The organism is Amycolatopsis kentuckyensis (assembly GCF_041679295.1).
GTDB classification, from domain to species: domain Bacteria; phylum Actinomycetota; class Actinomycetes; order Mycobacteriales; family Pseudonocardiaceae; genus Amycolatopsis; species Amycolatopsis kentuckyensis_A.
In genome coordinates this window covers 606,858-632,559 of sequence record NZ_JBGDMD010000007.1, presented here as the reverse complement: position 1 = coordinate 632,559, position 25,702 = coordinate 606,858, and the positions used below count along the sequence as shown (strand labels likewise).

The 25,702-nt window shown below is 72.1% G+C and carries 29 protein-coding genes; 20 read left to right on the top strand and 9 right to left on the bottom strand.

Annotated features, from left to right (window positions below):
- The first annotated feature begins 110 nt into the window (after nt 1–110).
- A complete protein-coding gene (locus ACERZO_RS31800) occupies nt 111–1,049 on the top strand; it encodes a hypothetical protein (RefSeq protein WP_372668797.1) in 939 nt (312 codons plus the stop codon).
- Here ACERZO_RS31800 and ACERZO_RS31795 read toward each other — a convergent pair.
- The 5 genes from ACERZO_RS31795 to ACERZO_RS31775 form a co-directional block, all read right to left on the bottom strand.
- The gene (locus ACERZO_RS31795) at nt 1,039–2,001 is read right to left on the bottom strand and encodes a hypothetical protein (RefSeq protein ID WP_372668796.1); all 963 of its coding nucleotides are present in this window, start codon (nt 1,999–2,001) and stop codon (nt 1,039–1,041) included. The two genes, ACERZO_RS31800 and ACERZO_RS31795, sit on opposite strands and share 11 nt — an antisense overlap.
- The gene (locus ACERZO_RS31790) at nt 1,998–2,495 is read right to left on the bottom strand and encodes an RNA polymerase sigma factor (RefSeq protein ID WP_372668794.1); all 498 of its coding nucleotides are present in this window, start codon (nt 2,493–2,495) and stop codon (nt 1,998–2,000) included. Before ACERZO_RS31790 ends, ACERZO_RS31795 begins: the two co-directional genes overlap by 4 nt.
- Nucleotides 2,496–2,556: 61 nt before the next feature.
- Complete coding sequence (locus ACERZO_RS31785; RefSeq protein WP_372668791.1) at nt 2,557–4,056, bottom strand: right-handed parallel beta-helix repeat-containing protein; 1,500 nt, start codon at nt 4,054–4,056, stop codon at nt 2,557–2,559.
- Between the two features lie 149 nt (nt 4,057–4,205).
- Entirely contained in the window at nt 4,206–5,351 is a 1,146-nt protein-coding gene (locus ACERZO_RS31780; RefSeq protein WP_372669006.1) for a phytase, read from the bottom strand.
- Between the two features lie 136 nt (nt 5,352–5,487).
- Nucleotides 5,488–6,069, bottom strand: coding sequence for a TetR/AcrR family transcriptional regulator (locus tag ACERZO_RS31775; protein WP_372668789.1), 582 nt, complete (start codon nt 6,067–6,069; stop codon nt 5,488–5,490).
- 38 nt (nt 6,070–6,107) lie between these two features.
- On the opposite strand from ACERZO_RS31775, the gene hisF reads away from it, so the two are divergent.
- The 5 genes from hisF (at nt 6,108) to ACERZO_RS31750 (ending at nt 9,101) form a co-directional block, all read left to right on the top strand.
- The gene (gene hisF / locus ACERZO_RS31770) at nt 6,108–6,881 is read left to right on the top strand and encodes an imidazole glycerol phosphate synthase subunit HisF (protein ID WP_372668787.1); all 774 of its coding nucleotides are present in this window, start codon (nt 6,108–6,110) and stop codon (nt 6,879–6,881) included.
- Nucleotides 6,878–7,255, top strand: a complete 378-nt coding sequence (locus ACERZO_RS31765; protein ID WP_364445610.1) for a hypothetical protein — start codon at nt 6,878–6,880, stop codon at nt 7,253–7,255. The genes hisF and ACERZO_RS31765 overlap by 4 nt, the downstream gene beginning before the upstream one ends.
- A complete protein-coding gene (gene hisI, locus ACERZO_RS31760; protein WP_372668785.1) occupies nt 7,252–7,614 on the top strand; it encodes a phosphoribosyl-AMP cyclohydrolase in 363 nt (120 codons plus the stop codon). Before ACERZO_RS31765 ends, hisI begins: the two co-directional genes overlap by 4 nt.
- Nucleotides 7,611–7,964 carry a DUF1304 domain-containing protein gene (locus ACERZO_RS31755; RefSeq protein WP_372668784.1) on the top strand — a complete coding sequence of 118 codons (354 nt, stop codon included), beginning with the start codon at nt 7,611–7,613 and terminating at the stop codon, nt 7,962–7,964. Before hisI ends, ACERZO_RS31755 begins: the two co-directional genes overlap by 4 nt.
- Nucleotides 7,965–8,063: 99 nt before the next feature.
- A complete protein-coding gene (locus ACERZO_RS31750; protein ID WP_372668782.1) occupies nt 8,064–9,101 on the top strand; it encodes a DUF3592 domain-containing protein in 1,038 nt (345 codons plus the stop codon).
- Here the strand turns inward: ACERZO_RS31750 and ACERZO_RS31745 are convergent.
- Nucleotides 9,056–9,256 carry a DUF397 domain-containing protein gene (locus tag ACERZO_RS31745; protein ID WP_372668780.1) on the bottom strand — a complete coding sequence of 67 codons (201 nt, stop codon included), beginning with the start codon at nt 9,254–9,256 and terminating at the stop codon, nt 9,056–9,058. The genes ACERZO_RS31750 and ACERZO_RS31745 overlap by 46 nt on opposite strands.
- An 11-nt stretch (nt 9,257–9,267) precedes the next feature.
- A complete protein-coding gene (locus ACERZO_RS31740) occupies nt 9,268–10,101 on the bottom strand; it encodes a helix-turn-helix domain-containing protein (protein ID WP_372668779.1) in 834 nt (277 codons plus the stop codon).
- A 163-nt stretch (nt 10,102–10,264) separates the two neighbouring features.
- On the opposite strand from ACERZO_RS31740, the gene ACERZO_RS31735 reads away from it, so the two are divergent.
- Entirely contained in the window at nt 10,265–11,215 is a 951-nt protein-coding gene (locus ACERZO_RS31735; protein ID WP_372668777.1) for a DUF3592 domain-containing protein, read from the top strand.
- Here ACERZO_RS31735 and ACERZO_RS31730 read toward each other — a convergent pair.
- Nucleotides 11,196–11,843, bottom strand: coding sequence for a TetR/AcrR family transcriptional regulator (locus tag ACERZO_RS31730; protein ID WP_372668774.1), 648 nt, complete (start codon nt 11,841–11,843; stop codon nt 11,196–11,198). The genes ACERZO_RS31735 and ACERZO_RS31730 overlap by 20 nt on opposite strands.
- Before the next feature lie 53 nt (nt 11,844–11,896).
- Between ACERZO_RS31730 and ACERZO_RS31725 the strand changes: the two genes are divergently transcribed.
- The 10 genes from ACERZO_RS31725 (at nt 11,897) to ACERZO_RS31680 (ending at nt 20,516) form a co-directional block, all read left to right on the top strand.
- Nucleotides 11,897–13,456 (top strand): anthranilate synthase component I, encoded by a 1,560-nt coding sequence (locus ACERZO_RS31725; protein ID WP_372668772.1) that lies wholly within the window; start codon nt 11,897–11,899, stop codon nt 13,454–13,456.
- 46 nt (nt 13,457–13,502) lie between these two features.
- A complete protein-coding gene (locus ACERZO_RS31720; protein ID WP_372669004.1) occupies nt 13,503–14,030 on the top strand; it encodes a Trp biosynthesis-associated membrane protein in 528 nt (175 codons plus the stop codon).
- A gap of 124 nt (nt 14,031–14,154) precedes the next feature.
- Nucleotides 14,155–14,964: an indole-3-glycerol phosphate synthase TrpC gene (trpC, locus tag ACERZO_RS31715; RefSeq protein ID WP_372668771.1), complete on the top strand. Its 810-nt coding sequence runs from the start codon at nt 14,155–14,157 to the stop codon at nt 14,962–14,964.
- On the top strand, nt 14,961–16,172 hold the full coding sequence (gene trpB / locus ACERZO_RS31710) for a tryptophan synthase subunit beta (protein WP_372668769.1): 1,212 nt from the start codon (nt 14,961–14,963) through the stop codon (nt 16,170–16,172). Before trpC ends, trpB begins: the two co-directional genes overlap by 4 nt.
- Nucleotides 16,169–16,960: a tryptophan synthase subunit alpha gene (gene trpA / locus ACERZO_RS31705; protein ID WP_372668767.1), complete on the top strand. Its 792-nt coding sequence runs from the start codon at nt 16,169–16,171 to the stop codon at nt 16,958–16,960. Before trpB ends, trpA begins: the two co-directional genes overlap by 4 nt.
- A gap of 33 nt (nt 16,961–16,993) precedes the next feature.
- Nucleotides 16,994–17,371, top strand: coding sequence for a MerR family transcriptional regulator (locus tag ACERZO_RS31700; RefSeq protein WP_372668765.1), 378 nt, complete (start codon nt 16,994–16,996; stop codon nt 17,369–17,371).
- 43 nt (nt 17,372–17,414) lie between these two features.
- Nucleotides 17,415–18,041: a hypothetical protein gene (locus ACERZO_RS31695; RefSeq protein ID WP_372668764.1), complete on the top strand. Its 627-nt coding sequence runs from the start codon at nt 17,415–17,417 to the stop codon at nt 18,039–18,041.
- Nucleotides 18,038–19,165: a PrsW family intramembrane metalloprotease gene (locus tag ACERZO_RS31690; RefSeq protein WP_372668762.1), complete on the top strand. Its 1,128-nt coding sequence runs from the start codon at nt 18,038–18,040 to the stop codon at nt 19,163–19,165. The genes ACERZO_RS31695 and ACERZO_RS31690 overlap by 4 nt, the downstream gene beginning before the upstream one ends.
- 72 nt (nt 19,166–19,237) lie before the next feature.
- Nucleotides 19,238–19,786 (top strand): Uma2 family endonuclease, encoded by a 549-nt coding sequence (locus ACERZO_RS31685; RefSeq protein ID WP_372669002.1) that lies wholly within the window; start codon nt 19,238–19,240, stop codon nt 19,784–19,786.
- 46 nt (nt 19,787–19,832) lie between these two features.
- The gene (locus ACERZO_RS31680; protein WP_372668761.1) at nt 19,833–20,516 is read left to right on the top strand and encodes a peptidoglycan recognition protein family protein; all 684 of its coding nucleotides are present in this window, start codon (nt 19,833–19,835) and stop codon (nt 20,514–20,516) included.
- On the opposite strand, the gene ACERZO_RS31675 is transcribed toward ACERZO_RS31680, so the two are convergent.
- Entirely contained in the window at nt 20,469–21,827 is a 1,359-nt protein-coding gene (locus ACERZO_RS31675; protein ID WP_372668758.1) for a glutamine synthetase, read from the bottom strand. The genes ACERZO_RS31680 and ACERZO_RS31675 overlap by 48 nt on opposite strands.
- 50 nt (nt 21,828–21,877) lie before the next feature.
- Between ACERZO_RS31675 and ACERZO_RS31670 the strand changes: the two genes are divergently transcribed.
- From ACERZO_RS31670 to ACERZO_RS31660, 3 genes are read left to right on the top strand one after another with little or no spacing between them, the layout of a single operon-like run.
- A complete protein-coding gene (locus ACERZO_RS31670) occupies nt 21,878–23,305 on the top strand; it encodes an APC family permease (protein ID WP_372668756.1) in 1,428 nt (475 codons plus the stop codon).
- Nucleotides 23,302–24,426 carry an amidohydrolase family protein gene (locus ACERZO_RS31665; protein WP_372668754.1) on the top strand — a complete coding sequence of 375 codons (1,125 nt, stop codon included), beginning with the start codon at nt 23,302–23,304 and terminating at the stop codon, nt 24,424–24,426. Before ACERZO_RS31670 ends, ACERZO_RS31665 begins: the two co-directional genes overlap by 4 nt.
- On the top strand, nt 24,423–25,634 hold the full coding sequence (locus tag ACERZO_RS31660; RefSeq protein ID WP_372668752.1) for a M20 metallopeptidase family protein: 1,212 nt from the start codon (nt 24,423–24,425) through the stop codon (nt 25,632–25,634). Before ACERZO_RS31665 ends, ACERZO_RS31660 begins: the two co-directional genes overlap by 4 nt.
- Nucleotides 25,635–25,702: the final 68 nt, after the last annotated feature.

Sequence of the window (25,702 nt, the reverse complement as noted above, 5' to 3'; positions counted from 1 at the left end):
GGGGGCAGCCGGCGCAACACGATGGGGCATGACGGCAGAAGCGCGCCAGGCCCCGGACTTGCGACGATTCATCGGTCGGGCTGTGCGCCCGCGTACTGGAGGGAACGTCGATGGCTGTCAAGCAGGAAGTCCCCGTCCACCCCCAAGCAGGCTTCTTCGGCGAAGGGCCGTACCCCGCACGCCGCGCCGCGATCGCCGTCGTCGCGATCCTGGCCGGGTTCGGGCTGACCGCGATCTGGTCGGCGCCCTTCGTGGACTCCGTGATCGGCGACAGCGTCGCCAACGGGCTCCTCGGCTACGACGCCAAGGCGACGCCGATCAGCGGCGCCCTCGCCGGGACGCTGTTCGCGTTCGTCTCCGGGCTCGCCGGCTCGTTCACCGCCTGCAACATCGCCGCTTTCGGAGCCGTCGCGCCGCTGGTCGGCGGGCAGGCGGGTGAGAAGCGCAGCCCGTTCAAGCCGCTCGGCTGGATCGCCGCGGGCATGCTGACGGTCTCGATCGTCTACGGCGTGATCGTCGCACTGGTCGGCACGAGCATGCCGCAGTTCTCCACCGCGACCGCCAAGGGCCTGACCCCGCGCAGCATCCAGTCGATGGTCGCCTTCGGCGTCGTCGGCCTGGTCTTCCTGCTGATGGGTCTGGTCGCGCTCGGTATCCTCCGCAACCCCTTCGCCGCGTTCGTCCGGCGACACCCCGCGGCGCCGTACGTCCTGATGGGCGCGCTCATCGGCGGCTTCCTCATCGGGCGGCCGTACCCGCTGTTCCGGATCATGTTCCGCAGCGCCGCCGAGCAGCACAACGTCTTCTACGGCGCCGCCGCGTTCGCCCTGCAGTCGCTCGGCAACATCGTGATCATGGCGGTCCTGTTCCTGATCCTGACCTACGCCACGCGCGGGCGCCTGCAGCGCTGGTTCGCCGCGAAGCCGACGCGGATCGCCGCCGTGACCGGTGCCGCGCTGCTCGTCGGCGGCACGTTCACGCTGCTCTACTGGGACGTCCGCGTGCTCGGCCGGCTCGGGATCATCTGGTTCCCGATGATCAGCTGGTAGCCCGGCCCAGCCACCGGTAGTCGGGCGTGGGGTCGAGCTGGACGCTGTTCGCGACGGCGATCAGCTCGCTCTCCGGCCGCGCGCCCGACACCGTCAGCCAGCGCCCGGACGGCAGCCGGACGGCCACCATGCCCGCGACGAAGAACCCCGGGCCGCCGCGGACGGTGACGGGCGCGGCGCCGTCGACGCCGGGGGAGCCCGCGCTCGCCGTGACGCGGACGGCGGGTTCTGCCGGCCACGCCGGGTCGGCCGCGGTCAGTTCGGTGCTCGCGTCGCCCGGGCCGGTACCGCGCACCGCGGCCGAGCGTTCGGTCAGCCCCGCCGGGAGCGGGCCGAAGTGCAGCTCGCCGCGGACGCCGACCGGCGTGGCGGTGACCCCCTGGGCGATCCGCAGGGCCACCACGCGGGCGTCCGGAACCCCGGCGACCCGCGCGGTCAGGACGTGGTCCTCGTCGGCGAGCCAGGTGATCAGCGCGGTCGTCCCGGTGTCGCCGGTGACCATGGCGACGCGGCCGCCCACCAGGACCTGGTCCCGGATCGACGCGATCCGCAGCTCGGTCTGCGACCACTCGGGATCGGCGGTCGAGTAGACCGACAGCGTGACCTCCGCGGGGCCGGCGAACCACCGCCGGACCTGCGGCGTGATCCCGGGGCCGCCTTCGCGGTACTGCTCGGTGAAGCCGTCGGGCAGCCGGCCGGGGCTGTAGCCGAGCACCGGGCGGCTCGCGGCCGGGGCGAGGTCCGGGGTGGTGAGCGCCCGCGTGCCCACGAAGACCCCGGCGACCAGCACGACCACCGCCGCGGCGACCAGGGCCAGCTTCGTCGCCGGACGCCGCTGCCGCCCGGCGCGGGCCAGCGCGTCCCGCACCGCCCGGCCGTCCGGGGCGCGGGTGGCGAGGCGGTCGAGGCTCTCCCGGATCAGCGTCTCGGTGTCGTGCTCGCGGTGGGTCATTCTCCAGCTCCGGTGGTGAGGGCCGCGGGGTGCGGCGCCTGGCGCAGGGTGGCGAGGGCGCGGGAGATCTGGCTGCGCACGGTGGAGGCCCCGCAGCGCAGGACGGCGGCGATCTCGGCGTCGGAGTAGTTCTCGTAGTAGCGCAGGACGATCGCCGCGCGCTGCTTGCGGGGCAGCGTGGCGAGCAGGCCGAGCATGGCGTCCCGCTCGTCGTAGGCGGTCGACGGGTCGGCGGCCGGCGGGCCGAGCGCGTCGAGGACGTCGTGGCTGCTCGGCACCATCCGCCGCACCGCCCGCCGGCGCCACGAGAGGTACTCGTTGGTGACCATCCGGCGCACATAGGTGGGCGGGGAGGCGATGCCGTCCCACCGCTGCTGGGCGCGCAGCAGCACGTCCTGGACGATGTCCTGCGCGAGGTGCGGGTCGTTCGTCAGGACGGTGGCGTAGCGCAGCAGCCCGTCCAACCGCTCCGCCACGAACTCTTCGAAACCCACCCCCTGTGGACGCATGAGCGAGCCGGACTGCTGCACGCGGCGGGAGTGGCCGCGGTCACATTCAGCAGTTCGGCGTCACGCCGTCGAAGGAGGCGCAGTCGTCCTGGTTCCAGGGTTCGTTCTGCCACTGCGCCGGCGTCAAGCTGCGCGAAGTGTCACCCGCCACGAACACCCACGGGCCGAAGTAGTCGTTGCTGTACCAGTAGTTGTCCTGGTCGTGGGTGATCGCGTCCTGCACGAGCGTTCCCCGGTACGGCGACCACGCCGGGTACGTGCCGTAGTTGGACAGCACCGCCATCCGGCCGCACAGGCCGTTGCAGCCCGGCCGGGCCGGGTCGAAGCGGAACGTGTTCGAGTGGATCTCGACCCGCTGGGTCTTCCAGCGGCAGTCGCCGTACAGCGGCTCGTCGTCGATGCCCGGCGCCGAGCACCGGGTGCGGTCCGCGACCAGCTTGGTGCAGCTCGCCGACGACGTGTTCGCCGGGCTGTTGCAGAAGCGGTCGGCGTTCTCCCACAGCGTGATCGCCGACCAGTTGTCCTCGAACGTGTTGCCGTAGATGTCCAGGACGTCGGTGCGGGCCGGGACGCGCGGTTCGCCGCCGGACTCCGAGAGGTAGATCGCCGCGGACGGGAAGTTGTCGCCGCGGGACGCGCGGCGGCTGCCGGCCACCACGTTGTTGCGGCGGATCGCGTTGTGGCGGATGACGGCGTTGTAGCTGATCTCGTAGAAGATCGCTTCGGCGTCATTGTCCTCGATGACGTTGTCCTCGATCAGGAAATCGTTGTCGTTGGTGTCGGCCCACAGGCCGGCGCCGTGGTTGTGGTGGATCCAGTTGCCGCGCACGTCGGCGCCGTCGACCGCCCAGAATTTGATTCCGCCGCTGCAGCCGCAGCCCGGGTTGCGCGTTTCCCAGTCGTCGACGTTGTTGCCGACGATTTCGTTGCCTTCGACGAGCAGCCCGGTGATCGCGTTGTCGGGGCGGTAGGCGTTCATGCCGTACTGCCCGTTGTCGCGCAGGCAGTTGCCGCGCACTTCCTGGCGGACGCCGGCCATCAGCGCGGCGCCGCGGTTGTTCTGGATCGTGTTGTTCTCGATCACCCAGTGCGCGCCCGAGTCGTGGTTGACCACGCCCTGGTCCTGCGGGGCGACGAAGTTCTGGATGGTGAGACCGCGGATGACGACGTCCTTGGCCTGCTGGGTGAACGCCGCGCGGTTGACCGAACGGCCGTCGAGCACGGCGCCGGGCGCGCCGAGGTAGACGTCGCCGTCCTTCGGGATGACCTGGCCGAACTGGTCCGCGGCCAGCAGGTGCGTGCCCGGCGGCAGCCAGAACGTCGTCCCCGGCGGCGCGGACTGCGTTTTCACCGACAGGTCGCCTTCGATGGCGGGGTCGACGAGCACCGCGCCGGCCGGTGCCTGGGGGTTCAGGGCGGGCTGGTGGTCGCAGACGGCCCCCGTAAGTGCGGCAGCGGCGACGGCGGCGGGCGCGGCGGCCGGGAAAACGGGAGTGGCGAAAGCGGCGACGAGCAGGACGGCGAGCGCGGAATGGAGGCGCGGCATGCCGTGGAACCTACGCGAGATCGATGCCGGGAATACCGCCATCAGTGGACTATTGCGGCTGTTTGTGAAAGCGCCGGTCACGGTTAATGAATCACCGTGACCGGCGCAATGGACAAATGCCGGACAATGGCGTGTCGGTAGAATTCCCCCTAGCGGGGGAGGACGTCGTCGAGCCGGACGAACGCGAATCCCGTGGTCGCGAGGTCGCCCTCGGCCGGGCGGCGCTCGCCGTCGTGCACCACCAGGAGGCCGTGCGGGAACCGGCGGCCGAGGTAGGCGGTGCTGATCGCCGAGCCGTCGGAGTGCTCCACCGAGTCCGTGCCGCGGCCCGCGACGATCCGCAGATCACGCGTGCGCGGGCCGTAGACCACGAACCGCGAGTCGCCCTGGCTGGAGGCGAACAGCGTCCCGTGCGCGACGGCCAGGCCCTCGGCGTCGGCCGTCAGCCACTTCCCGCCGAAACCGGGGTCGGCGCCGTCGGGCACGCACTCCTCGGTGGCCGCGTCCCACCGCTGCGGGACGCCGTACGACCGCACGCGGTCGACGAGCTCGGGCCGCCCGAAGCCGCGGGGCGTGAGCGGGATCCGCCAGATCCCGACGTCCTCCTGCGCGGTGTAGAGCACCCGGCCGTCGAAGACGGACCCCTCCAGCTGCGGCCCCTCGCCCGGTTCCTCGCAGGGCGCCCACGTCGTGCCGTCCGGCAGCCGGAAGGAGGCCGGCAGGTCGACGGTGGCCAGCTTCTCGGTGCCGACAGTGCCGCCGGGCCGGTCGACGAGCTTCAGCAGCGCCACGCGCGTCTCGTGCCGCCGGGTCACCGCCGCCCAGCGGATCCCGGTGACCGGGTCGCGGCCCGCGGCCAGCCCGTAGGCGGTGCGCTGTTCGTCCACATCGGACTCCGGGAACACCCGCGCGGCGGCGGGATCGGTGACGTCCCGCAGGACGGCCGCGCCCGCGGCGGCGCCGCGCGGGTCGATCCGGTAGACCCGGACGAGGTCTCGGCCCCGGTCGCTGACGACGGCGAGGTCCCCGACGACGTCGACGTTGTTGAACCGCCCGCCGTCCCCGGCCGGGACGAGCTGCAGGGTCCGCGCGTCCAGGTCGAACGCCGCCAGGCCGCCCTCCTTGAGCGTCCCGAGCACGACGCTGCGGGCGGGGTCGTGGGGGTGGACCCAGATGGCGGGGTCGTCGGCGTCGGCCGGCTCGGCGAAGGCCTGGGTCTGCAGCACCGGCGAGGGATCGCGGGGCGCGGCGGCGGCGGGGACGGCGGTCAGCAGGGAGACGGCGGCGACGGCCACCGGGAGGAGTCTGCGCACGCGGGGCAAAGTAGACGAATCGGGTGGCCGGGACGTGAACGAGCCCGGAACGTGAACGAGCGGTGGGGCGCAGCCCCCGGTTTCCAGCTTACGCGGGGGGACCGACAGTTTCGCGCGCTCAGGCCGGGGGCGGGGCCAGGTAGTACTGCGCCACCGGGGCGAGCAGCGCGACGATCTCCTCGTCGTCCGCCTCGGCCAGCGGGGGCAGCTTGATCACGTACCGCAGCAGCGCCACGCCCATCATCTGCGCCGCGATCCCGGTCACCCGGATCTTCGGGACCGCCAGCGCCCGCGCCACCTCGGCCAGCACCGTGCGCTCGATGAACTGGCGCATCATCAGCGCGACCTGCTCGTTCGTGGCCGCCGCGCGCAGCATCGCGAGGAACGGCGTGCGCCCTTCCGGGGCCGCCCACACCGCCAGGAAAGCGCGCACCAGGCGTTCGCCGACGCCCGCGCGCGGGCCCGCCAGGATCGCCGGGACCAGGGACGCCGGGTTCACCGGGAGGTTCATCGCCGCCGCGAACAGCGCCTGCTTGCTGCCGAAGAAGTGGTGCAGCAGGGCCGCGTTCACCCCCGCGTCGGCGGCGATCCCGCGGACCGTCGCGCCGTCGTACCCCAGCTCGGCGAACCGGTGCCGGGCCGCGTCGAGGATCTTCTCGCGCGTCTCCGTCTGCCCCGGCCGCCGTCCCGCCCGTGCCATTGGCCGAGCTTAAACGGCGCTTGACTACGCTGGTGCGCATGTCTGTCGCGGTGCGGGTGATCCCCTGTCTCGACGTCGACGCGGGCCGGGTCGTGAAGGGTGTCAACTTCGCCGGCCTCCGTGACGCCGGCGACCCCGTCGAGCTGGCCCGGCGCTACGACGCCGAGGGAGCCGACGAACTGACGTTCCTCGACGTCACGGCCTCCTCTGGAGACCGCGAGACCACCTACGACGTCGTCCGCCGCACCGCCGAGCAGGTCTTCATCCCGCTCACCGTCGGGGGCGGCGTCCGCAGCAACGACGACGTCAACCGGCTGCTGCGCACCGGCGCCGACAAGGTGAGCATCAACACCGCCGCCATCGCCCGGCCGGAGTTCCTCAGCGAGGCGTCGAGACGGTTCGGCGCGCAGTGCATCGTCCTGTCGGTCGACGCGCGCCGCGTCCCCGAGGGCGGCGAGCCGACCGCGTCCGGCTTCGAGGTCACCACCCACGGCGGCCGCCGCGGCACCGGCATCGACGCCGTCGAGTGGGCCGCCCGCGGCGAGGAGCTCGGCGTCGGCGAGATCCTGCTCAACTCCATGGACGCCGACGGCACCAAAAACGGCTTCGACCTCGAGCTCATCGAGCTCGTCCGCAAGGCCGTGCGGGTCCCGGTGATCGCCAGCGGGGGAGCGGGCGCGGTCGAGCACTTCCTGCCCGCCGTGAAAACGGGCGCGGACGCCGTGCTCGCGGCCAGCGTGTTCCACTTCGGACAGTTGAAGATCGGCGACGTCAAGGACGCGCTGCGCGAAGGCGGGGTCGAGGTCCGGTGAAGTCCTGGCAGGCACCCGTCGAGGTGAAGGTCACCGCCGCGCTGCTGGTCGGGCTGCCGGTCGCGTGGGCGCTGCTCGACCTGATCCCGGTGCTGAGCGCCGGGTCGGGCCTCGAGATCTACCGGATGCCCGCGCTCGCGCTCATCCTCGGCGGCGTCGTGACGACCGGGCTCGTGCTCAAGATGGGCAGCGCCCGCATCGGCGGCCTGGTCGTCTCCGTGGTCTTCGCGCTGCTGCACGCGTTCCTCCTGCTCGGCGCCGCGCTGTGGTGGAACAAGCTGTTCTCCGGCTTGTCCTTCGCCGGGTACGGCTACGCCTTCGTCCTGTTGAACTCGATGCCGCTCAAGCGGCACATCCTGGGAGTACGCGCATGACCCTGGACGCGGCCGTCTCGGCGCGCCTCAAGCGCAACGCCGACGGCCTGATCGCCGCGGTCGTCGTCGAGCACGCCACTTCGGACGTGCTGATGATGGCCTGGATGAACGACGACGCCCTCGCCGCGACCCTCTCCACCCGCCGCGGCACGTACTGGTCGCGCAGCCGGGGGAAGCTGTGGGTCAAGGGCGAGACGTCCGGCCACTACCAGCACGTCCGCGAGGTGCGGATCGACTGCGACGGCGATACGGTCCTGCTGCGCGTCGAACAGACCGGCCCGGCCTGTCACACCGGCACGCACACCTGTTTCGACACCGAGGAGCGCCTGCTCCTGGCCGACGAGAAAGAGCACGCGTGACCATCGTCGCCGACGTCCTGATCGGGCTGGTCGCCCTGATCCACGTCTACATCGTCGTCCTCGAGATGTTCCTCTGGACGACCCCGCGCGCCCGCGCGGCCTTCGGCACGACGCCGGAGTTCGCCGAGGAGTCCAAGACGCTGGCCGCGAACCAGGGGCTGTACAACGGCTTCCTCGCGCTGGCTCTCGTCTGGGGCCTGGTCGCGGACCAGTACCAGCTCCAGCTCTACGGTCTCGTCTGCGTGATCATCGCCGGGCTCTACGGCGCGGCGACGGCCAGCAAGCGGATCCTGTTCGTGCAGGTGCTGCCGGGCGCGCTGGCCCTGATCGCGTTGCTGATCGCCCGCTGACCCTGCCCCCTTGCACGCCCGGCGGGGCCGCCGGGTTGCCCCGGTGTGCGGTATCGCCGGAATGTCCTTTACCTGCGGTTTCGCCTCTAGGCTGCGCGCATGGACCTGGACGGTGAAGCGGTCGCCCGCCCCTCGTCGGCGCAGCGGACAGCGTGGGACTGGGCGGCCATCGGCTGTGCACTGCTCTTCGCGGGATTCGCGACCGCCGCGCTGGTTTCGCTCGGCGAGGGCACGGACGCGCTCCCGGCCTGGTGCGCGGCGACGATCGCGTCGGTGATGCTGGGAGTCCTGGCCGCGGCCCGGATCGTCGACGGCGACCGCCGGGCCGCGGCGCTGGCGGACTTCGCTCCCTGGCTGCCCCCGGAGGAGCCGCTCGGTGGCGGGCGCGTGGTCGACTTCGCCGAGGAGACCGCGCGGCTGCGCCGCTCGGCCCGCCGGGCGGCGGTGTTCGCCGCGGTCTGGTGCGCGGTGGTGGCCGGCTTCGTGGTTCTCGGTGCGGCCGCCGGAAGCCGGGACGCCGGCACCGGCACCAGCGCGGCCGGCGAAGTCGTCGGCGTCGTGCAGCCGGGCGGCGGCCCGCGGCTGGTCCGCGTGGAACTCCGGGTCGAGGGCACCACCCGCACGGTGGACGTCGCCGTGGACGACGTCGGCGGCTACTCGGCCGGCCAGGTCGTGACGGTGGTCTACGACCCGCCCGGCCTGCGAAACGTGCGCCTCGCCGACGAGCGCACTACCCGCGGCGCGGCCCCGGTGGGGTTCGTCGTCGTGGTGCTCGTGGTGCTCGCCCAAGTGGCCGCGATCGCGCTGTTCCAGGCGTTGAGCTGGCGACGGCGGTACCTCGCGGTCCGCCGGACCGGCTGGCGCCGCGCCGCCGTCACGGTGGTGGTCCCCGCCCCCTCGACGAACTACTACCTCCAGCCGGACATCGACGTCCGCTATTCCGACGGCTCGACGATCGCCCTGCGCGCGGCCATGTCCACCTTCCACGGCGCCGCGAAGCTGAAGGACCCGCCGGACCGCATCGCCTGGGTCGGCGGCTGGGGACGCGACATGGTGGTGTTGTTCCCGTACCGGCCGGGGAAGGAGGAGCCCTACGCGGTGCCGGCGTTCGCGCTGACCGCGCGGGAAGACGCGTGAGCGAGCAGGGACCGCCACGCCTGCGCGGAAACGGTGAGCTGACCCGCCCGCCGGGCCTTGGTGTCCCGCACCCCCACGACCGGCCCCAGCGCCACCTCGACACAGTTGTCGTTGGGGCCGCTGTAGGAAGACTTGCGCCACCCGGTCGAGCCCACGATCGCCTCCGTTATCGGGCGGCTTCCCGAAGCAGGGCTTGGGAAGCCTCTTCGCTCAGAGCTAGTCCGCGTAGCACCTTAGCATCGTGCTTATGGCCTGTGGTCTGGGATTCCTCGTGGAGGAAGGCGGTCGAGCTGACGTGTTCGACCGAGGCGATCGGCGGTGAGTCGGCGAACTCGTAGATGTCGAACGGGCCGATCAGCCCGGGGTGGTAGCCGATTCCGGACGGCACGATGCGCAGGCTGATGTTCGCGTGCCCGGACATCTCCAGCAGGTGATCGATCTGGTCGGACATGACCTCGGCGCCGCCGAAGTTTTCCCGGAGGGACTGCTCGCCGATCAGGGCGCTGAACCGCACCGGGTCCCGGCGGGTGAGGATCCGCTGCCGATCGAGCCTGACCCGGAGCCGGTTGTCGGCCTGTTCGATCGGTAGCGAGAGCTTGTCCATGATCGAGCGGATGTAGTCCGGGGTTTGCAGCAGCCCGGGAATGAGCAGGGGCGACCACGTGGTGATGACGGTTGCCGTACTTTCCAGGTTCAGCCGGGTGGTGAGGGCAAAAGGGGTGTCGGTGTTGCTGGAGGCGAGCCAATTGGGCTCCCGTGCGTGCCTCGCGAGAGTCCGGATGCGGTCCCGTTTCTCCCCGGTCACCCCGAGCAGCGCGAGGATCGCCGACACGTCCTCGACGCTCGGCAACCGCTGCCCCTTTTCCCACAACGACAGCACTTGCGGCAGGACTCCCAATTTCTCCGCGAGCCGGCGAAGGCCGACTTTGCGCGCTTCGCGTTCTTCGCGCAGCGAAGCGGCGAGCGTTCTCGCCGCCGGGCTTGAAGACGTTGGCTTCACGGACGAAGCATACGAATCCCGTCGATTCCCCGAATGCGCGAACGGTGTCAGCGAATGGTGACGCCCGGTCCCTTACACGCCTGAGAAGGCCGCCCGGTTGTCTCGTCGTCGTGTGCCGTTTCTCGCAGCGGCCGCGCAGGCCCCCGAGCCCTACCCTCACTCCATGCGGGCACTTCGGGTGGGCATCGTCGCCGTCTTTTCGGTCCTCTCCGGGCTCGGTGCCGCGGGCGCGGCGTACTCGCTCATCACCGGCGACGGCAATCCGCTGGGCTACGCGATCCTCCTGTTCGGTGCTCTCGCGTTCGCTGTTTTCGGCTGGTACGGGCTGCGGGTCTTCGGCCGCACCGAACTGGCCGCGGCCGGGGACTTCGGCCGCTGGCTGCCCGCGGCGGATCCCGCCGACGGTGCCCACCCGGAACTGGACGCCCGCATGCGCCGGTCCGCCCGTCGCGCGACGGGCTTCGCCGTGGGCTGGGCGGTGGTGTTCGCGGCCGGGCTCATCCAGCTCTCCCTGGTCGACGCGGCCGCCGAGGACCTGCTCCACACCGGCTTCCACGAGATCGGCGTGGTCGTCGACGTCCGCTACAGCAGAGGCACGACGTTCATCGAGGTGAGCCACGGCAACCGGACCGACGTCCTCGTCCGGGATTCGGACCGCGACTACTCGGTCGGCGAGGAGGTGATCGTCATCTACGACCCGGCCGACCCCTCGCGCGTGCGCACCGCGGACGAATCGAACGAAGACGATTCCCAGCTCGCCCTCGGCGTGGTGCCGATGCTGGCCGCCCTGTTCGGCCTGCCGTTCTGGACCGGGCGGGCGGCCGGCTGGCGGCGCCGGATCCGGGCCGTCGGACGCACCGGGTGGCGGCGGGCCGGCGTGACCGACGAGCTGGGAAGTAGCGGGCGGTACCTGCACACGGAGTTCCGCGACGGGACGGACGCCACGCTCCGCCGCTCGTGGGCGTTCCTCCGCCTGTCGCCGTCGGCGGGCTGGAAGAACAAGCAGGCCTGGGTCGGCGGCTGGGGCAAGGCGATGGTCGTGGGTACCGAGGACCGCCCCTACGTCCTGGCCGTCCACGCGATCCGGGACTGGGTCAGGCGATCTCGCCCGTGAGGTAGCGCTGCAGGTTCGGCGCCACCGCGCGCACCAGGACCTCGACGTCCTCGGTGGCGAACGGGTCGAACTTCGCCACGTACCGGATCATGCCCATGCCCACCATCTGGGACGCGCAGAGCGTCATGCGCAGCGGGACGTCGTCCGAGCCGATCGACGAGATCAGCGCGGTGAAGAACTTCTGGAAGAAGTCGCGCAGTACGTGCCCGGCCTGCTCGTTGCCGCTGATGCTGCGGATGAGCGCGACGAACTGCCCGCCGCCGGCACTGTCCCAGCGGGTGACGAAGGTGCGGACGATGCGTTCGCCGAGCTCGTCGTCGGGTCCGTCGCGCAGGACCTTCAGCAGCTCCAGCGGGTCGAACGGCAGCTTCAGCACCGCTTGGGCGAACAGGCCCTCCTTGCCGCCGAACCAGTGGTTGACCATCGCCGCGTCGACGCCCGCGCGGGTGGCGATCGCGCGGACGGTCGCGCCGTCGTAGCCGTTCTCGGCGAACACCGCCCGGGCGGCCTCGATCAGCGCCGTGCGGGTGTCCTGGCCGGCGGGGCGCCGCCCGCGGCGGCGCGAAGTAGGCTCGGTGGTGCTCACGCCGTCATCATGACGCACGGACTCCCCGAATTCAACAATCATTGAATTCGGGGTCTGGGAAAACCCCCTCCCGGGGGTGCAGCACAATGAGGGTCATGGTCAGCACCTCGAGCAGCAAGTCCGGTCCCGGCTCGGTCAGCCCGTCCCGTGCGGACTTCCGCGCCCTCGCCGAAAGCCGCCGCGTGATCCCGGTCGTGCGCCGGGTCCTCGCCGACGGCGAGACGCCGATCGGGGTCTACCGCAAGCTCGCCGCCGACCGGCCGGGCACGTTCCTGTTCGAGTCCGCGGAGAACGGCGCCTCCTGGACGCGCTGGTCGTTCATCGGCGTCCGCAGCCCGGCCGCGCTGACCGTCCGCGACGGGAATGCGGTCTGGACCGGCACCCCGCCCGTCGGCCTGCCGTCGGAAGGCAACCCGCTCACCGTGCTGCGTGAAACGATCGAAGCGTTGCACACCGAGCCGCTGCCCGGATTGCCGCCGCTGACCGGCGGCATGGTCGGCTACATCGGCTACGACTCCGTGCGCTGGCTGGAAAAGCTGCCCGAGCTGGCCGAGCGCGACCTCGACATCCCCGAGCTGACCATGCTGCTGGCCACCGACCTCGCGGCGTTCGACCACCACGAGGGCACGGTCACGCTCATCGCGAACGCCGTCAACTGGGACGACTCGCCCGAGCGCGTGGACGCGGCCTACGACGACGCCGTCGCCCGGCTGGGCGCGATGACCGAGCAGCTGCAGGTGCCCGCGCCCGCGACCGTCGCCGCGTTCGACCGGCCCGCGCCCGAGTTCGTCCGCAAGCGCTCCAAGGAAGACTTCCACGCGGCCGTGGAGAAGGCCGTCGAGGCGATCAAGGCCGGCGAAGCGTTCCAGATCGTGCCGTCGCAACGGTTCGAGATCCCGACCGCGGCCGACGCGCTCGACATCTACCGCGTGCTGCGGACGTCCAACCCGAGCCCGTACATGTACCTGCTGCGGCTCGAAGGCTTCGACATCGTCGGCTCCAGCCCGGAATCGCTCGTCACCGTGCGGGACGGCCGCGCGACCACGCACCCGATCGCGGGCACGCGCTGGCGCGGCGCCGACCCGGAGGAGGACGCCCAGCTGGCCAAGGACCTGCTGGCCGACGAGAAGGAGCGCGCCGAGCACCTGATGCTCGTCGACCTCGGGCGCAACGACCTCGGCAAGGTCTGCAAGCCGGGCACCGTGCGCGTCGTCGACTTCTTCCAGATCGAGCGCTACAGCCACGTCATGCACATCGTGTCGACCGTCACCGGCGAGCTGGCCGAGGGCAAGACGGCGTTCGACGCGGTCACGGCGTGCTTCCCGGCCGGAACGCTCTCGGGCGCGCCCAAGGTCCGCGCGATGCAGCTGATCGAGGAGCTGGAGCCGGTCCGCCGCGCGCTGTACGGCGGGGTCGTCGGCTACCTCGACTTCGCCGGCGACGCCGACACGGCGATCGCGATCCGCACCGCGCTGGTCAAGGACGGCATCGCGCACGTCCAGGCCGGCGGCGGCGTGGTCGCCGACTCGGTGCCGGACTACGAGGACACCGAGTCGCTGAACAAGGCCCGGACCGTGCTGTCGGCCGTGGCCGCCGCGCAGACGATGGTCGCGGCGGGCTCCCTCGACCCGGCCGCGGACTCCGCGCATGTCTGAGGAAGCCGCGCCCGTGGAGACCAGGCCGTCCCGCCGTCCACTGTGGATGATCGTGGTCGCGCTCCTGCTCGGCGCGCTGGCGCTGTGGGGTGCGTCACGGCTGACGTGGTTCGCCGAGTTCCGCGACGGCGGCGTGCGCGGCACGGTGCTCTACCGCGAGACCGGCGAGCAGCGCGCGACGGCGCTCGTCCCGCTGGCCCTGCTCGCCCTGGCCGGCGTGGCCGGGGTGATCGCGACCGGCGGCTGGGCGCGGCGTGTGCTCGGCGTCGTGCTGGCCCTGGCCGGCGTCGCCGCGGTCTGGGCCGGCGTGTCCGGGGCCAAGTTCTCCGGGTTCGCGGACGGCCTGCCCGTCACCGAGATGCTGCTGGGCCGCGGCCTGGCCGTGCTCGGGGGAATTCTCGTCGCGGCGGGCGGGTTGGCAGCCGTCAAGGGCGCCGGGAAAGCCGCGCGGCTCGGGGCCAGGTACGCGGCGCCGGCCACGCGGAAGAAGGCGCGGGATCCGGACGCCGAGCTGTGGGAAGCGCTGTCGGAAGGGGAGGACCCGACGGACGTCCGGGGGAGGCATTCGGAGTAACGCGCGCACCCGGAACCGGGCGCTCCAGATGCGGGGGTTAGCATCGTTTCGGCGGGAAGGGGAAGGTTTTTGTGAGCGACCTTGCGAGTGAATCCGTGAGTACCAGGCCGGGCGGGGGCGCCCGGTGACCGTGCTCGAAGACATCGTCGCCGGCGTGCGCGAGGACCTCGCGGCACGCGAGGCCGTGCTGCCGTTCGACGAGCTGAAGATCCGCGCGGCGGCCGCCCCGGCGCCCCGCGACGTGATGTCCGCGCTGCGCGAGTCCGGCATCGGCGTCATCGCCGAGGTGAAGCGGCGCAGCCCCTCCAAGGGCGACCTGGCCGACATCCCCGACCCGGCCGCGCTGGCAAAGGACTACGAAGACGGCGGCGCGCGCGTCATCAGCGTGCTCACCGAGCAGCGCCGCTTCGGCGGCTCGCTGGCCGACCTCGACGCGGTCCGCGCGGCGGTCGACATCCCGGTCCTGCGCAAGGACTTCATCGTCAGCCCCTACCAGGTGCACGAGGCCCGCCTGCACGGCGCCGACATGGTGCTGCTGATCGTCGCCGCGCTGGAGCAGAACGCGCTCGTCGCGCTGCTCGACCGCGTCGAGTCCCTGGGCATGACCGCGCTGGTGGAGATCCACAACGCCGAGGAGGCCGACAAGGCCCTCGAGGCGGGCGCCAAGGTCATCGGCGTCAACGCGCGCAACCTGCACACCCTCGAGGTGGACCGGGACGTCTTCTCGCGGCTGGCCCCCGGCCTGCCGATGGACGTCTACAAGGTCGCCGAGAGCGGCGTCCGCGGCCCGGGCGACCTGATGTCCTACGCCGGCCACGGCGCCGACGCGGTGCTGGTGGGCGAGGGACTCGTCGCGTCTGGCGACCCGAAGGGCGCCCTGGTCAAGCTGGTCACCGCCGGCTCCCACCCCGCCTGCCCGAGGCCGTCGCGGTGACCGAAGAGCACGGCAAGCACGACCCGGACGAGCGGGGCTACTACGGCCCGTACGGCGGGCGGTTCATGCCGGAGGCGCTGATCGGCGTCGTCGACGAGGTCGCCACCGAGTACGACAAGGCCCGCCACGACCCGGAGTTCCTGAACGAGTTCAACCGCCTGCTGCGCGAGTACGCCGGCCGTCCGTCGCTGCTCACCGAGGCCAACCGCTTCGGCGAGCACGCCGGCGGCGCGCGGGTGTTCCTCAAGCGCGAGGACCTGAACCACACCGGCTCCCACAAGATCAACAACGTGCTGGGCCAGGCGCTGCTCACCAAGCGGATGGGCAAGAAGCGCGTGATCGCCGAGACCGGCGCGGGCCAGCACGGCGTCGCGACGGCCACCGCGTGCGCGCTGCTCGACCTCGACTGCGTCGTCTACATGGGCGAGGTCGACACCGAGCGCCAGGCGCTGAACGTGGCCCGCATGCGGCTGCTCGGCGCCGAGGTCATCCCGGTCAAGACCGGGTCGCGGACGCTGAAGGACGCGATCAACGAGGCCCTGCGCGACTGGGTGACCAACGCGGACACCACGCACTACCTGTTCGGCACGGCCGCCGGGCCGGCGCCGTTCCCGACGATGGTCCGCAACTTCCACCACGTCATCGGCACCGAGGCCCGCGAGCAGATCCTCGAGCAGGCCGGCCGCCTGCCCGACGTCGTCGCGGCGTGCGTCGGCGGCGGGTCGAACGCGATCGGCATCTTCTCCGGCTTCTACGACGACCCGTCCGTGCGGCTGGTCGGCCTGGAGCCGGGCGGCGAGGGCATCGAGGGCAACCGCCACGGCGCCACGTTGACCAAGGGCACCCCGGGCAACCTGCACGGCGCGATGACGTACCTGCTGCAGGACGAGGACGGCCAGACGGTCGAGTCGCACTCGATCTCGGCCGGGCTGGACTACCCGGGCGTCGGCCCGGAGCACGCGTGGCTGAAGGACACCGGCCGCGCCGAGTACCGGCCGGTCACCGACGCCGAGGCGATGGACGCGTTCAAGCTGCTGTCGAGGACCGAGGGCATCATCCCGGCGATCGAGTCGGCGCACGCGCTGGCCGGCGCGCTGGTGCTGGGCCGCGAGCTGGGGCCGGACGGGCTGATCGTCGTCAACCTCTCCGGGCGCGGCGACAAGGACATGGACACGGCGGCGAAGTGGTTCGGGCTGGTGAACGAGTGAGCGGGCTGGACGACCTCTTCGCTGCCACGCGCGCGGAGGGTCGCGCGGCGCTGGTGGGCTACCTTCCGGCGGGCTTCCCGACTGTTTCCGGATCCAAGGACCTGATCGCGGCGTGCGTCGACGGCGGCGCGGACCTGATCGAGGTCGGCGTCCCGTATTCGGACCCGGTGATGGACGGCCCGACCATCCAGGCGGCGTCGGTGACGGCGCTGGACAACGGCTTCCGCCTCAAGCACGTGTTCGAGGTCGTCGAGTCGGTGTCTTCGCGGGGTGGCCGCGCGGTGGTCATGACGTACTGGAACCCGGTGAACCGCTACGGCGTGGACCGCTTCGCGCGCGACCTCGCTTCGGCGGGCGGGCTCGGCCTGATCACGCCGGACCTGATCCCGGACGAGGCCGGTGCGTGGCTTTCCGCGTCGGAGACGCACGGCTTGGACCGCACGTTCCTGGTGGCGCCATCGTCGTCGGAGGAGCGGCTGGCGTTGACGGCGGCGGCGTCGTCGGGGTTCATCTACGCGACCGCGGTGATGGGCGTGACGGGCGCGCGCGACCAGGTCGGCGCGGGTGCGGAAGAGCTGGTCCGCCGCACGCGGGTGCACACGTCGCTGCCGATCGGCGTGGGTCTGGGCGTCCGGTCGGGCGACCAGGCGGCCCAGGTGGCGTCGTTCGCGGACGCGGTGATCGTGGGCTCGGCCCTGGTCACGGCGGCGGCCGAAGGTCCTTCGGGCGTCCGGGCGCTGTCGTCGGAGCTGGCCGAGGGCGTGCGCCGGGCGGTCGCCACCGCTTGACCTGGAGCACACTCCAAGTGCGACCCTGGGACGGTGACGTCCTACACCCCGGCCCAAGTGACCGAAAAGACCGGCTTCACGATCGACACGCTGCGGTACTACGAGCGCATCGGCTTGCTCCACGAGGTGGGCCGGACGGCAGGTGGGCGGCGGTTCTTCACCGAGCAGGACGTGGAGTTCCTGCAGTTGCTGCGGTGCCTGCGGTACACGGGCATGCCGGTGGCGGAGATGCTGCGGTTCGTGGAGCTGCTGCGGTCCGGTGAGGCAACGCGCGAAGAGCGGGTCGACGTGCTGCGAGAGCACGAGGCGAGGGTGGCGGCCCAGATCGCGCGGCTGCGGGAGCACCAGGACCACATCCAGTTCAAGATCCGGCTGTACAGCGGGGCGGGGGAGCTGGCTTCGGCCGGGTGAACGCCGGGAGGCCGGAACCCGCCCGTCGTGCTCTGATGACTGGGTGACTGCGACCCCGCACGGGTGGGTGCCCGTCGAACACCGGTTTCTGGGCCTGGACCGCCGGACGTTCCCGCCGGCGCTGATCGCGCTCGTCGTCGCGCTGCTGCTCGCCTACGGGCTGCCCGCGGTGAACGCCGCGATCCCGTGGCACAACGAAATCGAGGCCGGCGACCGGCTCGACCTCGGCGACGGCGCGACGGCCATCCCGCCGGTCGGCTGGCAGCTCGAAAGCGGGACGCTGGCCGGCGCGACCGCCGTCAGCCCGCAGACCCTGCAGGTCGACCTGACCACCGGCGGCGCGACGATCGCGCTGCGCGGCGCGCCGTTCCGCGGCTCGGCGGAGGCGTTCCTCGACCAGGTCGAACGGTCGGAAGGCACCGTGCCGGGCATCGACGGCGCCCGCGGCACGGTGCGGACCGCCGGCGGCCTGGTCGGGGTCGGCGTCGCCGGCACCGGGCCGAACGGGGACGCGCTCGACGTCGCGTTCAAGATGGCCGGGCCGGGACAGGCGGCCGACGACGCGCCCGCGTTGCTCGTGCGGGTGCGCACCGCGCCGGGCGAGTTCGAACGCCACCGCGACGAGATCGACGGCGTCCTCAGCAGCATCACCCCGGGAGCGGGCCGATGACCGCGAAGGCGGCCCAGCTGGCCGCGATCGAGGAGTCGGGCTGGGGCCTGCCGTTCCGGTTCGTCCAGCCGCACAACCTGGCGTTCTGGGTGTACCTCGCCGGCGTCGGCAGCGGCGCCTTGGCGATGGTCCGGTACTTCGGCGCCGGCGGCGGGTTCTACACCCCGGCCCTGACCGGCGGGATCCTGCTGTTCGGGCTGTACCTGGTGCCGTGGTTGCTGCTGCTGCGCCGCCAGAACCGCTACACCGCGCAGCCGGGCGGCCTGCTGGCGGCGGCGTTCGCGTGGGGCGGCGTCGCGGCGACGTTCTGGATCGCGCTCCCGGCCAACTCCGCGCTGCTGGAGATCTGGACCAAGCTCGGCGGCACGGCGTTCGCGTCGGACTGGGCCGCGGGCCTCACCGCCCCGATCGACGAGGAGTTCGCGAAGGCGCTCGGGTTGGTGCTCCTGATCGGTCTCGCCCCGCGGCTGGTGCGCGGCGCGTACGACGGGTTCATCATCGGCGCGTACCTCGGGTTGGGCTTCCAGGTGTTCGAGGACGTGCTGTACGTCTACAACGGCGCGGCCCAGAGCTTCGGTGCCGACCAGCTGGGCTCGTCGCTGCAGATCTTCCTGGTGCGCGGGGTGAGCGGGATCGTGTCGCACGCCCTGTTCAGCGCGATCTTCTGCACCGGCCTGATGTGGGTGCTGGGCCGCGACCGCGCCGACCGGCACGTGGTCCGCGGGGTGCTGACCCTGCTGACGGCGATGGTGTTCCACTTCGCGTGGGACGACATGTCGGGCCTGGGCGGCGGGGTGTGGCTGCCGTTCGTCATCGCGGCGGTCGAGCTGACGTTCTTGTTCTGGGTGCTGCGCCACGCGGCTCGGCGGGAGCGGGCGTGGACGCGGGACCTGCTCGGCCCGGAAGCCGAGGCGGGCGTCCTCGACCCGGCGTTGGTGGACGCGGTCAGTGGGCTTCGGAAGCAGCGGAAGGCATATCGCAAGAGGGTCCACAGCGGCCGGGTCGCGCGGCACCGCCTGGCGGCGGCGCGCGATCTGGCCCGGGAGATCGCCCACGCGGGTGGGCAGGAGACGGCCCGGGTGGCCCACGCCCGCGCCGAAGTGGTGCGGCTGCACCGGCCCTGACGCGTGTCGCACCGGTGTGACCCCCTCACCTGATCCAGAACTGTCGGTGGTGGTCCGCATACTCCTCGTGTGATGATCCACAACGCGTTCCTCTTGCCTCCGAGACCGGACGGCTGGACAGCGGAGGAAGTTCTCGCCCTGCCCGAGGAGCAAACCCTGCTCCAGCGGGTCGAACTCGTCGACGGGATGCTGCTCGTCGGCCCGTGGCCGGGACTGGAACACCAGCGGCTTCTGGGAAAGCTCCAAGCCGCCTGCGCGCCCGCGTCGCCGGACGGCACCGAGGTGCTGCCCAGGGTCAACGTCCGCCTCGCCGCGCGGAGGCTGCTGACTCCCGACCTGGTCATCGTCGACTGCCCCGCAGTCGACACCGTCGCCTACGCGGCGAGCGATGTTCTGCTGGCGGCGGAAATCGTCTCGCCATCGACCAAGGTCCAGGACCGGATCCTCAAGCGGGCCCTCTACGCCGAGGCACTGATTCCGTACTACCTCCTGGTCGAGCCACGAGAGCCGGTCAGTGCCACGCTGTTCGCCCTCGAAGGCGGCGAGTACGAGCCCGTCACCAAGAGCGACAACGGCGAACTCCACCTCACCCGCCCCTTCGAGGCCACCCTCCGCCTTTAGAGCCGTTTGTACGAAAGCTGTACAGCCCCGCGGGAAAGTCCACCCCATGGACATCGCACCCCTCCCGCGGCGCACCTTCCTCCGCGCCACCGCCGGTCTGGTCGCCGCCGGAACCGCGGGGCTTCTCCTCCCGCGAACGGCCCAAGCTGCCACCGAACCGCGGATCTACTCGTGCGCCGAGTGGGGCGCCCGCCCGCCGGCCGATGCCCTCACCACCCTCGACCACCCCGCCGACCGCGTCCTCATCCACCACATCGCCTGCCCCAACAGCACCGACTACTCCCTGGCCCACGCCTTCCAGGTCGCCCGGGACGACCAGCACGACCACATCGACAACAACGGCTGGTCCGACACCGGGCAGCACTTCACCGTCAGCCGCGGTGGGTACCGGCTCGAAGGGCGGCACGGCAGCCTCGACGCCCTGCGAGGCGGCACCACCATGATCCAAGGCGCGCACTGTCCCGGGCAGAACACCAACGCCATCGGCATCGAAAACGAAGGCACCTACACCAGCGTCGAACCGCCCGAAGCGCAGTGGGCGTCGCTCGTCGTCTTCTGCGCCTACATCTGCCGCCAGTACGGCGTTCCCGCCGAAGAGATCAAGGGCCACCGCGACTTCTACAACACCGAGTGCCCCGGCGACCGCCTCTACGCCAAACTGCCCCAGCTCAGGGAAGAAGTCTCAATGCAGGTAGCGCATCAGCGCGCACAGCTCGCCGGGCGGCAGTGAGCCCAGCCGGGCGATCTCGCCGCGGCGCACGTCCATCAACGTCGTCGCGAACTCCGCTCCGAACGCCGACGTCAACTCAGAGTCCGCCTCGAACGCCGTCACCGCGTCCGCCAGCGACGTCGGCAGGCGGACCGCCGAGGGGAGCGTGCCCGGGTCGACGTCCACCGGCTCCGGCAACGACGCCGACGCCGAAACCCCGGCCAGGCCCGCGAACAGCAGCGCCGCCACCACCAGGTACGGGTTCGCCGTCAGGTCGAAGCACTTGACCTCGAAGTTCGCCGCCCGGTCGCGCTGCCCGGCCGGGCCCTGCACCAGCCGCAGCGGTGCCTCGCGGTTTTCCAGGCCCCACACCGAAAACACGCCGGCCCAGTGGTGCGGCTCAAGACGCAGATAGCTGACCACCGAAGGAGCGCCGATCGCCAGCAACGCCGGCAGCCGCGCGAAGATCCCCGCGCCGAACGCTTCCGCCGTCGGCGTCAGGCCGAACCGGCCGGCGCCGCCGGAGCACAGGTTCCGGTCGCCGTCCCAGAGGCTCAGGTGGACGTGGCCGCCGTTGCCCACCCCGTCCGGCGAGAACTTCGGCGTGAACGACGCCCGCAGCCCGTGCTGCTCGCTCACCATCCGGATGGTTTCCCGCGTCAGGACGGCGATGTCCGCCGCGCGCACCGGGTCGTCCGGCGCCACCGACAGCTCGAACTGCCCGGCCGCGTACTCGGGGTGGATCTGTTCCACCGTCACGCCCTGGGCGGACAAAGTGGACACCAGCACGCGCAGGTACGAAGCCTGCGCGGACAGCCGCGCGAAGCCGTAGGCCGGGCCTGCCGTGGCCGAGCGCGGGTCGTCCGGCGCGTCCGCCGCCGTGATCACCCACTCGATCTCGAACGCCGTCCGCACTTGGTAGCCGAGCGCCGCCACCTGCGCCGTCGCGGTCGCGGCCAGCGCCCGCGCGTCCTGCGGGTGCGGCTCGCCGTCGGTGTCGAACTTGCGGACCGGCGCCCACGCCCAGCCCGGCTGCGCGGCCAGCGGCACGAGCGCGTCGAGGTCGGGGTGCAGCCGCAGGTCGCCGACCGGGCCGCGCGAGTACGTCCCGTCGGTGATGTCGTCGGTGGCCAGGAAGAAGTCGAACGAGTTCGACGCGCCGACACCCCACGCCGCCGCCGACCACAGCCGGTCCACCGGGACGGCCTTCACGCGCGCGATGCCGCTGTTGTCCACGAAGGTCAGCGCGACGAGCTCGACCCCGGCCGCGCGCAGGGCGTCGGCCCGCAGCGCGCCCTGTTGTGCGAGTTCTGCCCGATCGAGCTGGCTCATTCCGCTCCCGTCGATGTTCACTGAGTACTTCGAAGAAAGAGGTGGAGATCGTGTCAGACACCGTCGAAACCCGTCCAGGGCTGCGCCGCTCCCTCTCCGTCTGGCAGGCCGTCGGCCTGTCGGTGGCGTTGATGGCCCCCAGCATGGCCGCCAACATCAACCCCCAGCAGACCGCGGCCGCCGCCGGCCGCGCCGTCCCGCTCGCCTTCCTGCTCTCCGCGGTCGGCGTGCTGCTGGTCGCGTACGGCTTCGTCAAGCTCTGCCAGTACTACCAGCACGCGGGATCGGTGTACGCGTTCGTCGGCGCGACGCTCGGTCCGCGCGCCGGCGTCGTCTCCGGGATCGGCCTGCTCGGCACGTACACCTTCTACGCGGTCGTCACGAGCTCGGCCGCGGGCACGCTCGGCACCGCCTTCCTGACGCAGGTGGGCATCTGGCCGGACCCGCCGTCCTGGGGGCCGTTCGTGCTGACGGCCGTCGCCCTGATCGGCGCGTGGCTGCTGTCCGTGGTGCCCGCGCGCCGCGGCACGAGCACGCTGCTCGCTGTCGAAGGCGCAACCATCGCGGTCATCCTGCTGGTCACGGTCGTGATCCTGGTCCGGCTGCTCGCCGGGAACGCGCCCGGGGGCGGCCGGTTCACGCTGGACGTCTTCGTCCCGGAAACCGGCCTGTCCGGGGTGTTCCTCGGCGCGGTCTTCGGCTTCCTGTCGTTCGCCGGGTTCGAGGCCGCCGCGACGCTCGGCGAGGAGACCCACGACCCCAAGCGCAACATCCCGCGCGCGATCCTCGGCACGGCGATCTTCGGCGGCCTCTACTTCGTCGTGGTCACCGCCGTCGAGATGATGGCGTTCGGCGCGGACGCGACGGCGTTCCACGACTCGCCGTCCCTGCTCGGCGACCTCGGCAGCCGGTACGCGGGCGCGTGGGTCGGCGACGTCATCAGCGTCGGCGCCGCGATCAGCGCGTTCGGCTGCTGCCTCGCCTGCGTCGTCGGAGGCTCGCGGCTGCTCTACGCGCTGGGCCGCGACGCAGGTGGCAGCCTCGGCCGGACCTCCTCGCGCGGCACGCCGGTGGCGGCGGTCAGCGCGGTCACGGCCGCGGCGGTGCTGATCATCGGAGTGTGCGCGCTGTTCTTCGGCGCGACGGCGTCGGACACCTTCGCGTGGTCGGGTTCGATCGGGACGTTGATCCTGCTGGTGATCTACCTGCTCACGACGGTCGGCGCGATCCTGCTGCTGTTCGTGAAGCGCCGGATGCACGCGCCGGCGTGGCACCTCGTGTTCCCGATCGGCGCGCTCGCCGTGCTCGGATACACGGTCTACGTCAACGTCGTGCCGTACCCGACCGAAGGCCCGGCGCGGTGGTTCCCCGTGGTGGCCGGCGGGGTGCTGGTGCTGGCGGTGCTCTTGGTGCTGTCCGCGCCCGGCTTCGCTCGTAGGGTGGGGGAGAGGCTGACCACCGTGGACGGAGGCGCATGACCGACCTGCTCCCGTTCGTCGCGGACCTGCCGCTGGTGGACCACCACTGCCACGGCGTCGTCACGCACGACGTGGCCCGCGCGGACTTCGAGGCGATGCTCACCGAGGCCGACACGACGTCGCCGCTCGGTACCAGCCTCTTCGACTCGCTGATCGGGCTCGCGGTGCGCGCTCGCTGCGCACCCGTGCTGGACCTGCCGGAACACGCGGAAGCCGACGCCTACCTCGAACGCCGCGCCGAGCTGGGCGCGGCCGAGGTGGCGCGGCGCTTCCTGCGCGCCACCGGCACGACCGACTTCCTGCTGGACGGCGGCTTCCTGCCCGACGCGCTGACCACGACCGGCGAGTTCGCGGAGCTGGCGGGTGCCCGCGCGCACGACGTCGTCCGGCTGGAACAGGTCGCCGAGGCCGTCATCCAGGGGACCACCGCGACGGGGTTCGCCGCCGCGTTCGCCGATGAGCTGGGGAAACGCGCCGAAACCGCCGTCGGGCTCAAGTCGATCGCGGCCTACCGCGTCGGCCTGGGACTGGCGGGGGAGCGGCCGTCGCCGGCGGAGGTCGAAGCCGCCGCCGGGCGCTGGCTCGCCGCGGGCGGCACCCGGCTGGCCGACGAGGTGCTGCACCGCTTCCTCGTCTTCACCGGCCTCGACCTGGGGCTGCCGGTGCAGTTCCACGTCGGCTACGGCGACTCCGACGTCGACCTGCACCGCTGCGACCCGCTGCACCTGACCGGGCTGCTGCGCGCGACCCGCGACCGCGGCGTGCCGATCCTGCTGCTGCACAACTACCCGTTCCACCGCAATGCCGCGTATCTGGCGCAGGTCTTCGAGCACGTGTTCGTGGACGTCGGGCTCGCCACCCACAACGCGGGGTTCCGCGCGCCGGCGATCCTGGCCGAGCTGCTGGAGATCGCGCCCTTCGGGAAGGTCCTCTTCTCCACCGACGCCTTCGGCCTGGCCGAGCTGTACCACCTGGGCACGGCCCTGTTCCGGCAGGGACTTTCGGACTTCCTGCGCGCCGGGCTCGACGCCGGCGCGATGTCCGAAGTGGACGCCGTCCGGCTGTGTGCTTTGGTGGGGCACGAGAACGCGAAGAGGATCTACCGCTGGGAGCGCGTGTGAGTGAGCTGTGGGACGCCTGGACCGGGGCGATCGAGGACGAGCTGCCCGCCGCGATCGAGCTGCGGCACGCGGTGCACGCCGACCCGCGCGGTTCCGGCGACGAAGAGGACACCGCCCGGCTGGTCGCCGGCGCGCTCGGGGCCGGCGACGGCGTCCGCGTCGCGAAGACCGGCCGCGCGATCCTCCTGCCCGGCGGCGAGGGCCCGGCCGTGGCGCTGCGGGCCGAGCTCGACGCCCTCCCGGTGCTGGAGGGCACCGGCGTGCCGTGGGCGTCGGGCAACGAGTTCATGCACGCGTGCGGCCACGACGTCCACCTCGCCGCGCTGGTCGCCGTCTGCCGGGCGGCGCGGCGCGTCGGCGTCCCGCGGCCGATCCTCGCGCTGCTGCAGCCGCGCGAGGAGACGTCGCCGCCCGGCGCGCTCGACGTCGTCGAGTCCGGGGTGCTGGCCGAAGCCGGGGTCGACGCGGTGATCGGCGCGCACGTCCAGCCGCGGATCGCGCACGGCGTCGTCGCGGCGGTGCCGGGCCCGGTGAACGCGTCCACCGACGAGTTCGAGGTCACGATGCAGGGCCAGGGCGGCCACGCCGGCTACCCGCACCTGCTGCGCGACCCGATCCTGGCGCTGTCGCACCTGGTCGTGAGCCTGCAGCAGCTCGCGTCGCGCCGGATCGACCCGGTGTTCGGCGCGGTCTGCTCGATCGGCCGGATCCAGGCCGGCACGGCGGCCAACGTCGTCCCGAACACCGCGACCGCGTTCGGCTCGCTGCGCTTGATGCGCACGAAGGACCGCGAGAACGCGCTGGAGGCGCTCGCGGACATCGTGCACGGCACGGCGCGGGCGCACGGCTGCACGGCCGAGCTGGAAATCAGCCCGTGCGAGCCGGTGCTGGAAAACGACCCGGCGCTCGCGGTGGGCGCGCAGCGCTGGCTGAGCCACGGCGGCTTCGTCGTCGACGACGGGTTCCGCTCGTTCGGCGCGGACGACTTCGCCCACTACTGCGGCGGCGCGACCCGCGGCCTGATGCTGTTCGTCGGCCTCGGCGACACCGCGGGCGTGCCCAGCCTGCACGACGACCAGTTCCTCCCGCGCGACCAGGCTGTCGTCCAGGTGGCGCACGCGCTGGTGGCGGGGTACCTGGCCGCCTTGGAAGCCCCGGCCGCGTTGCCAACCCGGCAGGAAGAAGGCCGCCCCCACAGCGGCACGTAACCGTTGTCGGCAAGCCGTCGGCCGTAACTGTGGCCGGGTTGGTAACGAACAGCACAGTAGCGCTACGG

Bases quoted from the DNA above. Each gene is read 5' to 3' on its own strand.
- ACERZO_RS31725 (WP_372668772.1), top strand. From the start codon at position 11,897: ATGGTCAGCACCTCGAGCAGCAAGTCCGGTCCCGGCTCGGTCAGCCCG.
- ACERZO_RS31720 (WP_372669004.1), top strand. From the start codon at position 13,503: ATGATCGTGGTCGCGCTCCTGCTCGGCGCGCTGGCGCTGTGGGGTGCG.
- ACERZO_RS31685 (WP_372669002.1), top strand. From the start codon at position 19,238: ATGATCCACAACGCGTTCCTCTTGCCTCCGAGACCGGACGGCTGGACA.
- ACERZO_RS31675 (WP_372668758.1), bottom strand. From the start codon at position 21,827: ATGAGCCAGCTCGATCGGGCAGAACTCGCACAACAGGGCGCGCTGCGG.
- hisF (WP_372668787.1), top strand. From the start codon at position 6,108: ATGTCTGTCGCGGTGCGGGTGATCCCCTGTCTCGACGTCGACGCGGGC.
- ACERZO_RS31795 (WP_372668796.1), bottom strand. From the start codon at position 2,001: ATGACCCACCGCGAGCACGACACCGAGACGCTGATCCGGGAGAGCCTC.
- ACERZO_RS31785 (WP_372668791.1), bottom strand. From the start codon at position 4,056: ATGCCGCGCCTCCATTCCGCGCTCGCCGTCCTGCTCGTCGCCGCTTTC.
- ACERZO_RS31680 (WP_372668761.1), top strand. From the start codon at position 19,833: ATGGACATCGCACCCCTCCCGCGGCGCACCTTCCTCCGCGCCACCGCC.
- ACERZO_RS31735 (WP_372668777.1), top strand. From the start codon at position 10,265: ATGCGGGCACTTCGGGTGGGCATCGTCGCCGTCTTTTCGGTCCTCTCC.
- ACERZO_RS31665 (WP_372668754.1), top strand. From the start codon at position 23,302: ATGACCGACCTGCTCCCGTTCGTCGCGGACCTGCCGCTGGTGGACCAC.
- ACERZO_RS31730 (WP_372668774.1), bottom strand. From the start codon at position 11,843: ATGATTGTTGAATTCGGGGAGTCCGTGCGTCATGATGACGGCGTGAGC.
- ACERZO_RS31690 (WP_372668762.1), top strand. From the start codon at position 18,038: ATGACCGCGAAGGCGGCCCAGCTGGCCGCGATCGAGGAGTCGGGCTGG.
- ACERZO_RS31775 (WP_372668789.1), bottom strand. From the start codon at position 6,069: ATGGCACGGGCGGGACGGCGGCCGGGGCAGACGGAGACGCGCGAGAAG.
- ACERZO_RS31750 (WP_372668782.1), top strand. From the start codon at position 8,064: ATGGACCTGGACGGTGAAGCGGTCGCCCGCCCCTCGTCGGCGCAGCGG.
- ACERZO_RS31800 (WP_372668797.1), top strand. From the start codon at position 111: ATGGCTGTCAAGCAGGAAGTCCCCGTCCACCCCCAAGCAGGCTTCTTC.
- hisI (WP_372668785.1), top strand. From the start codon at position 7,252: ATGACCCTGGACGCGGCCGTCTCGGCGCGCCTCAAGCGCAACGCCGAC.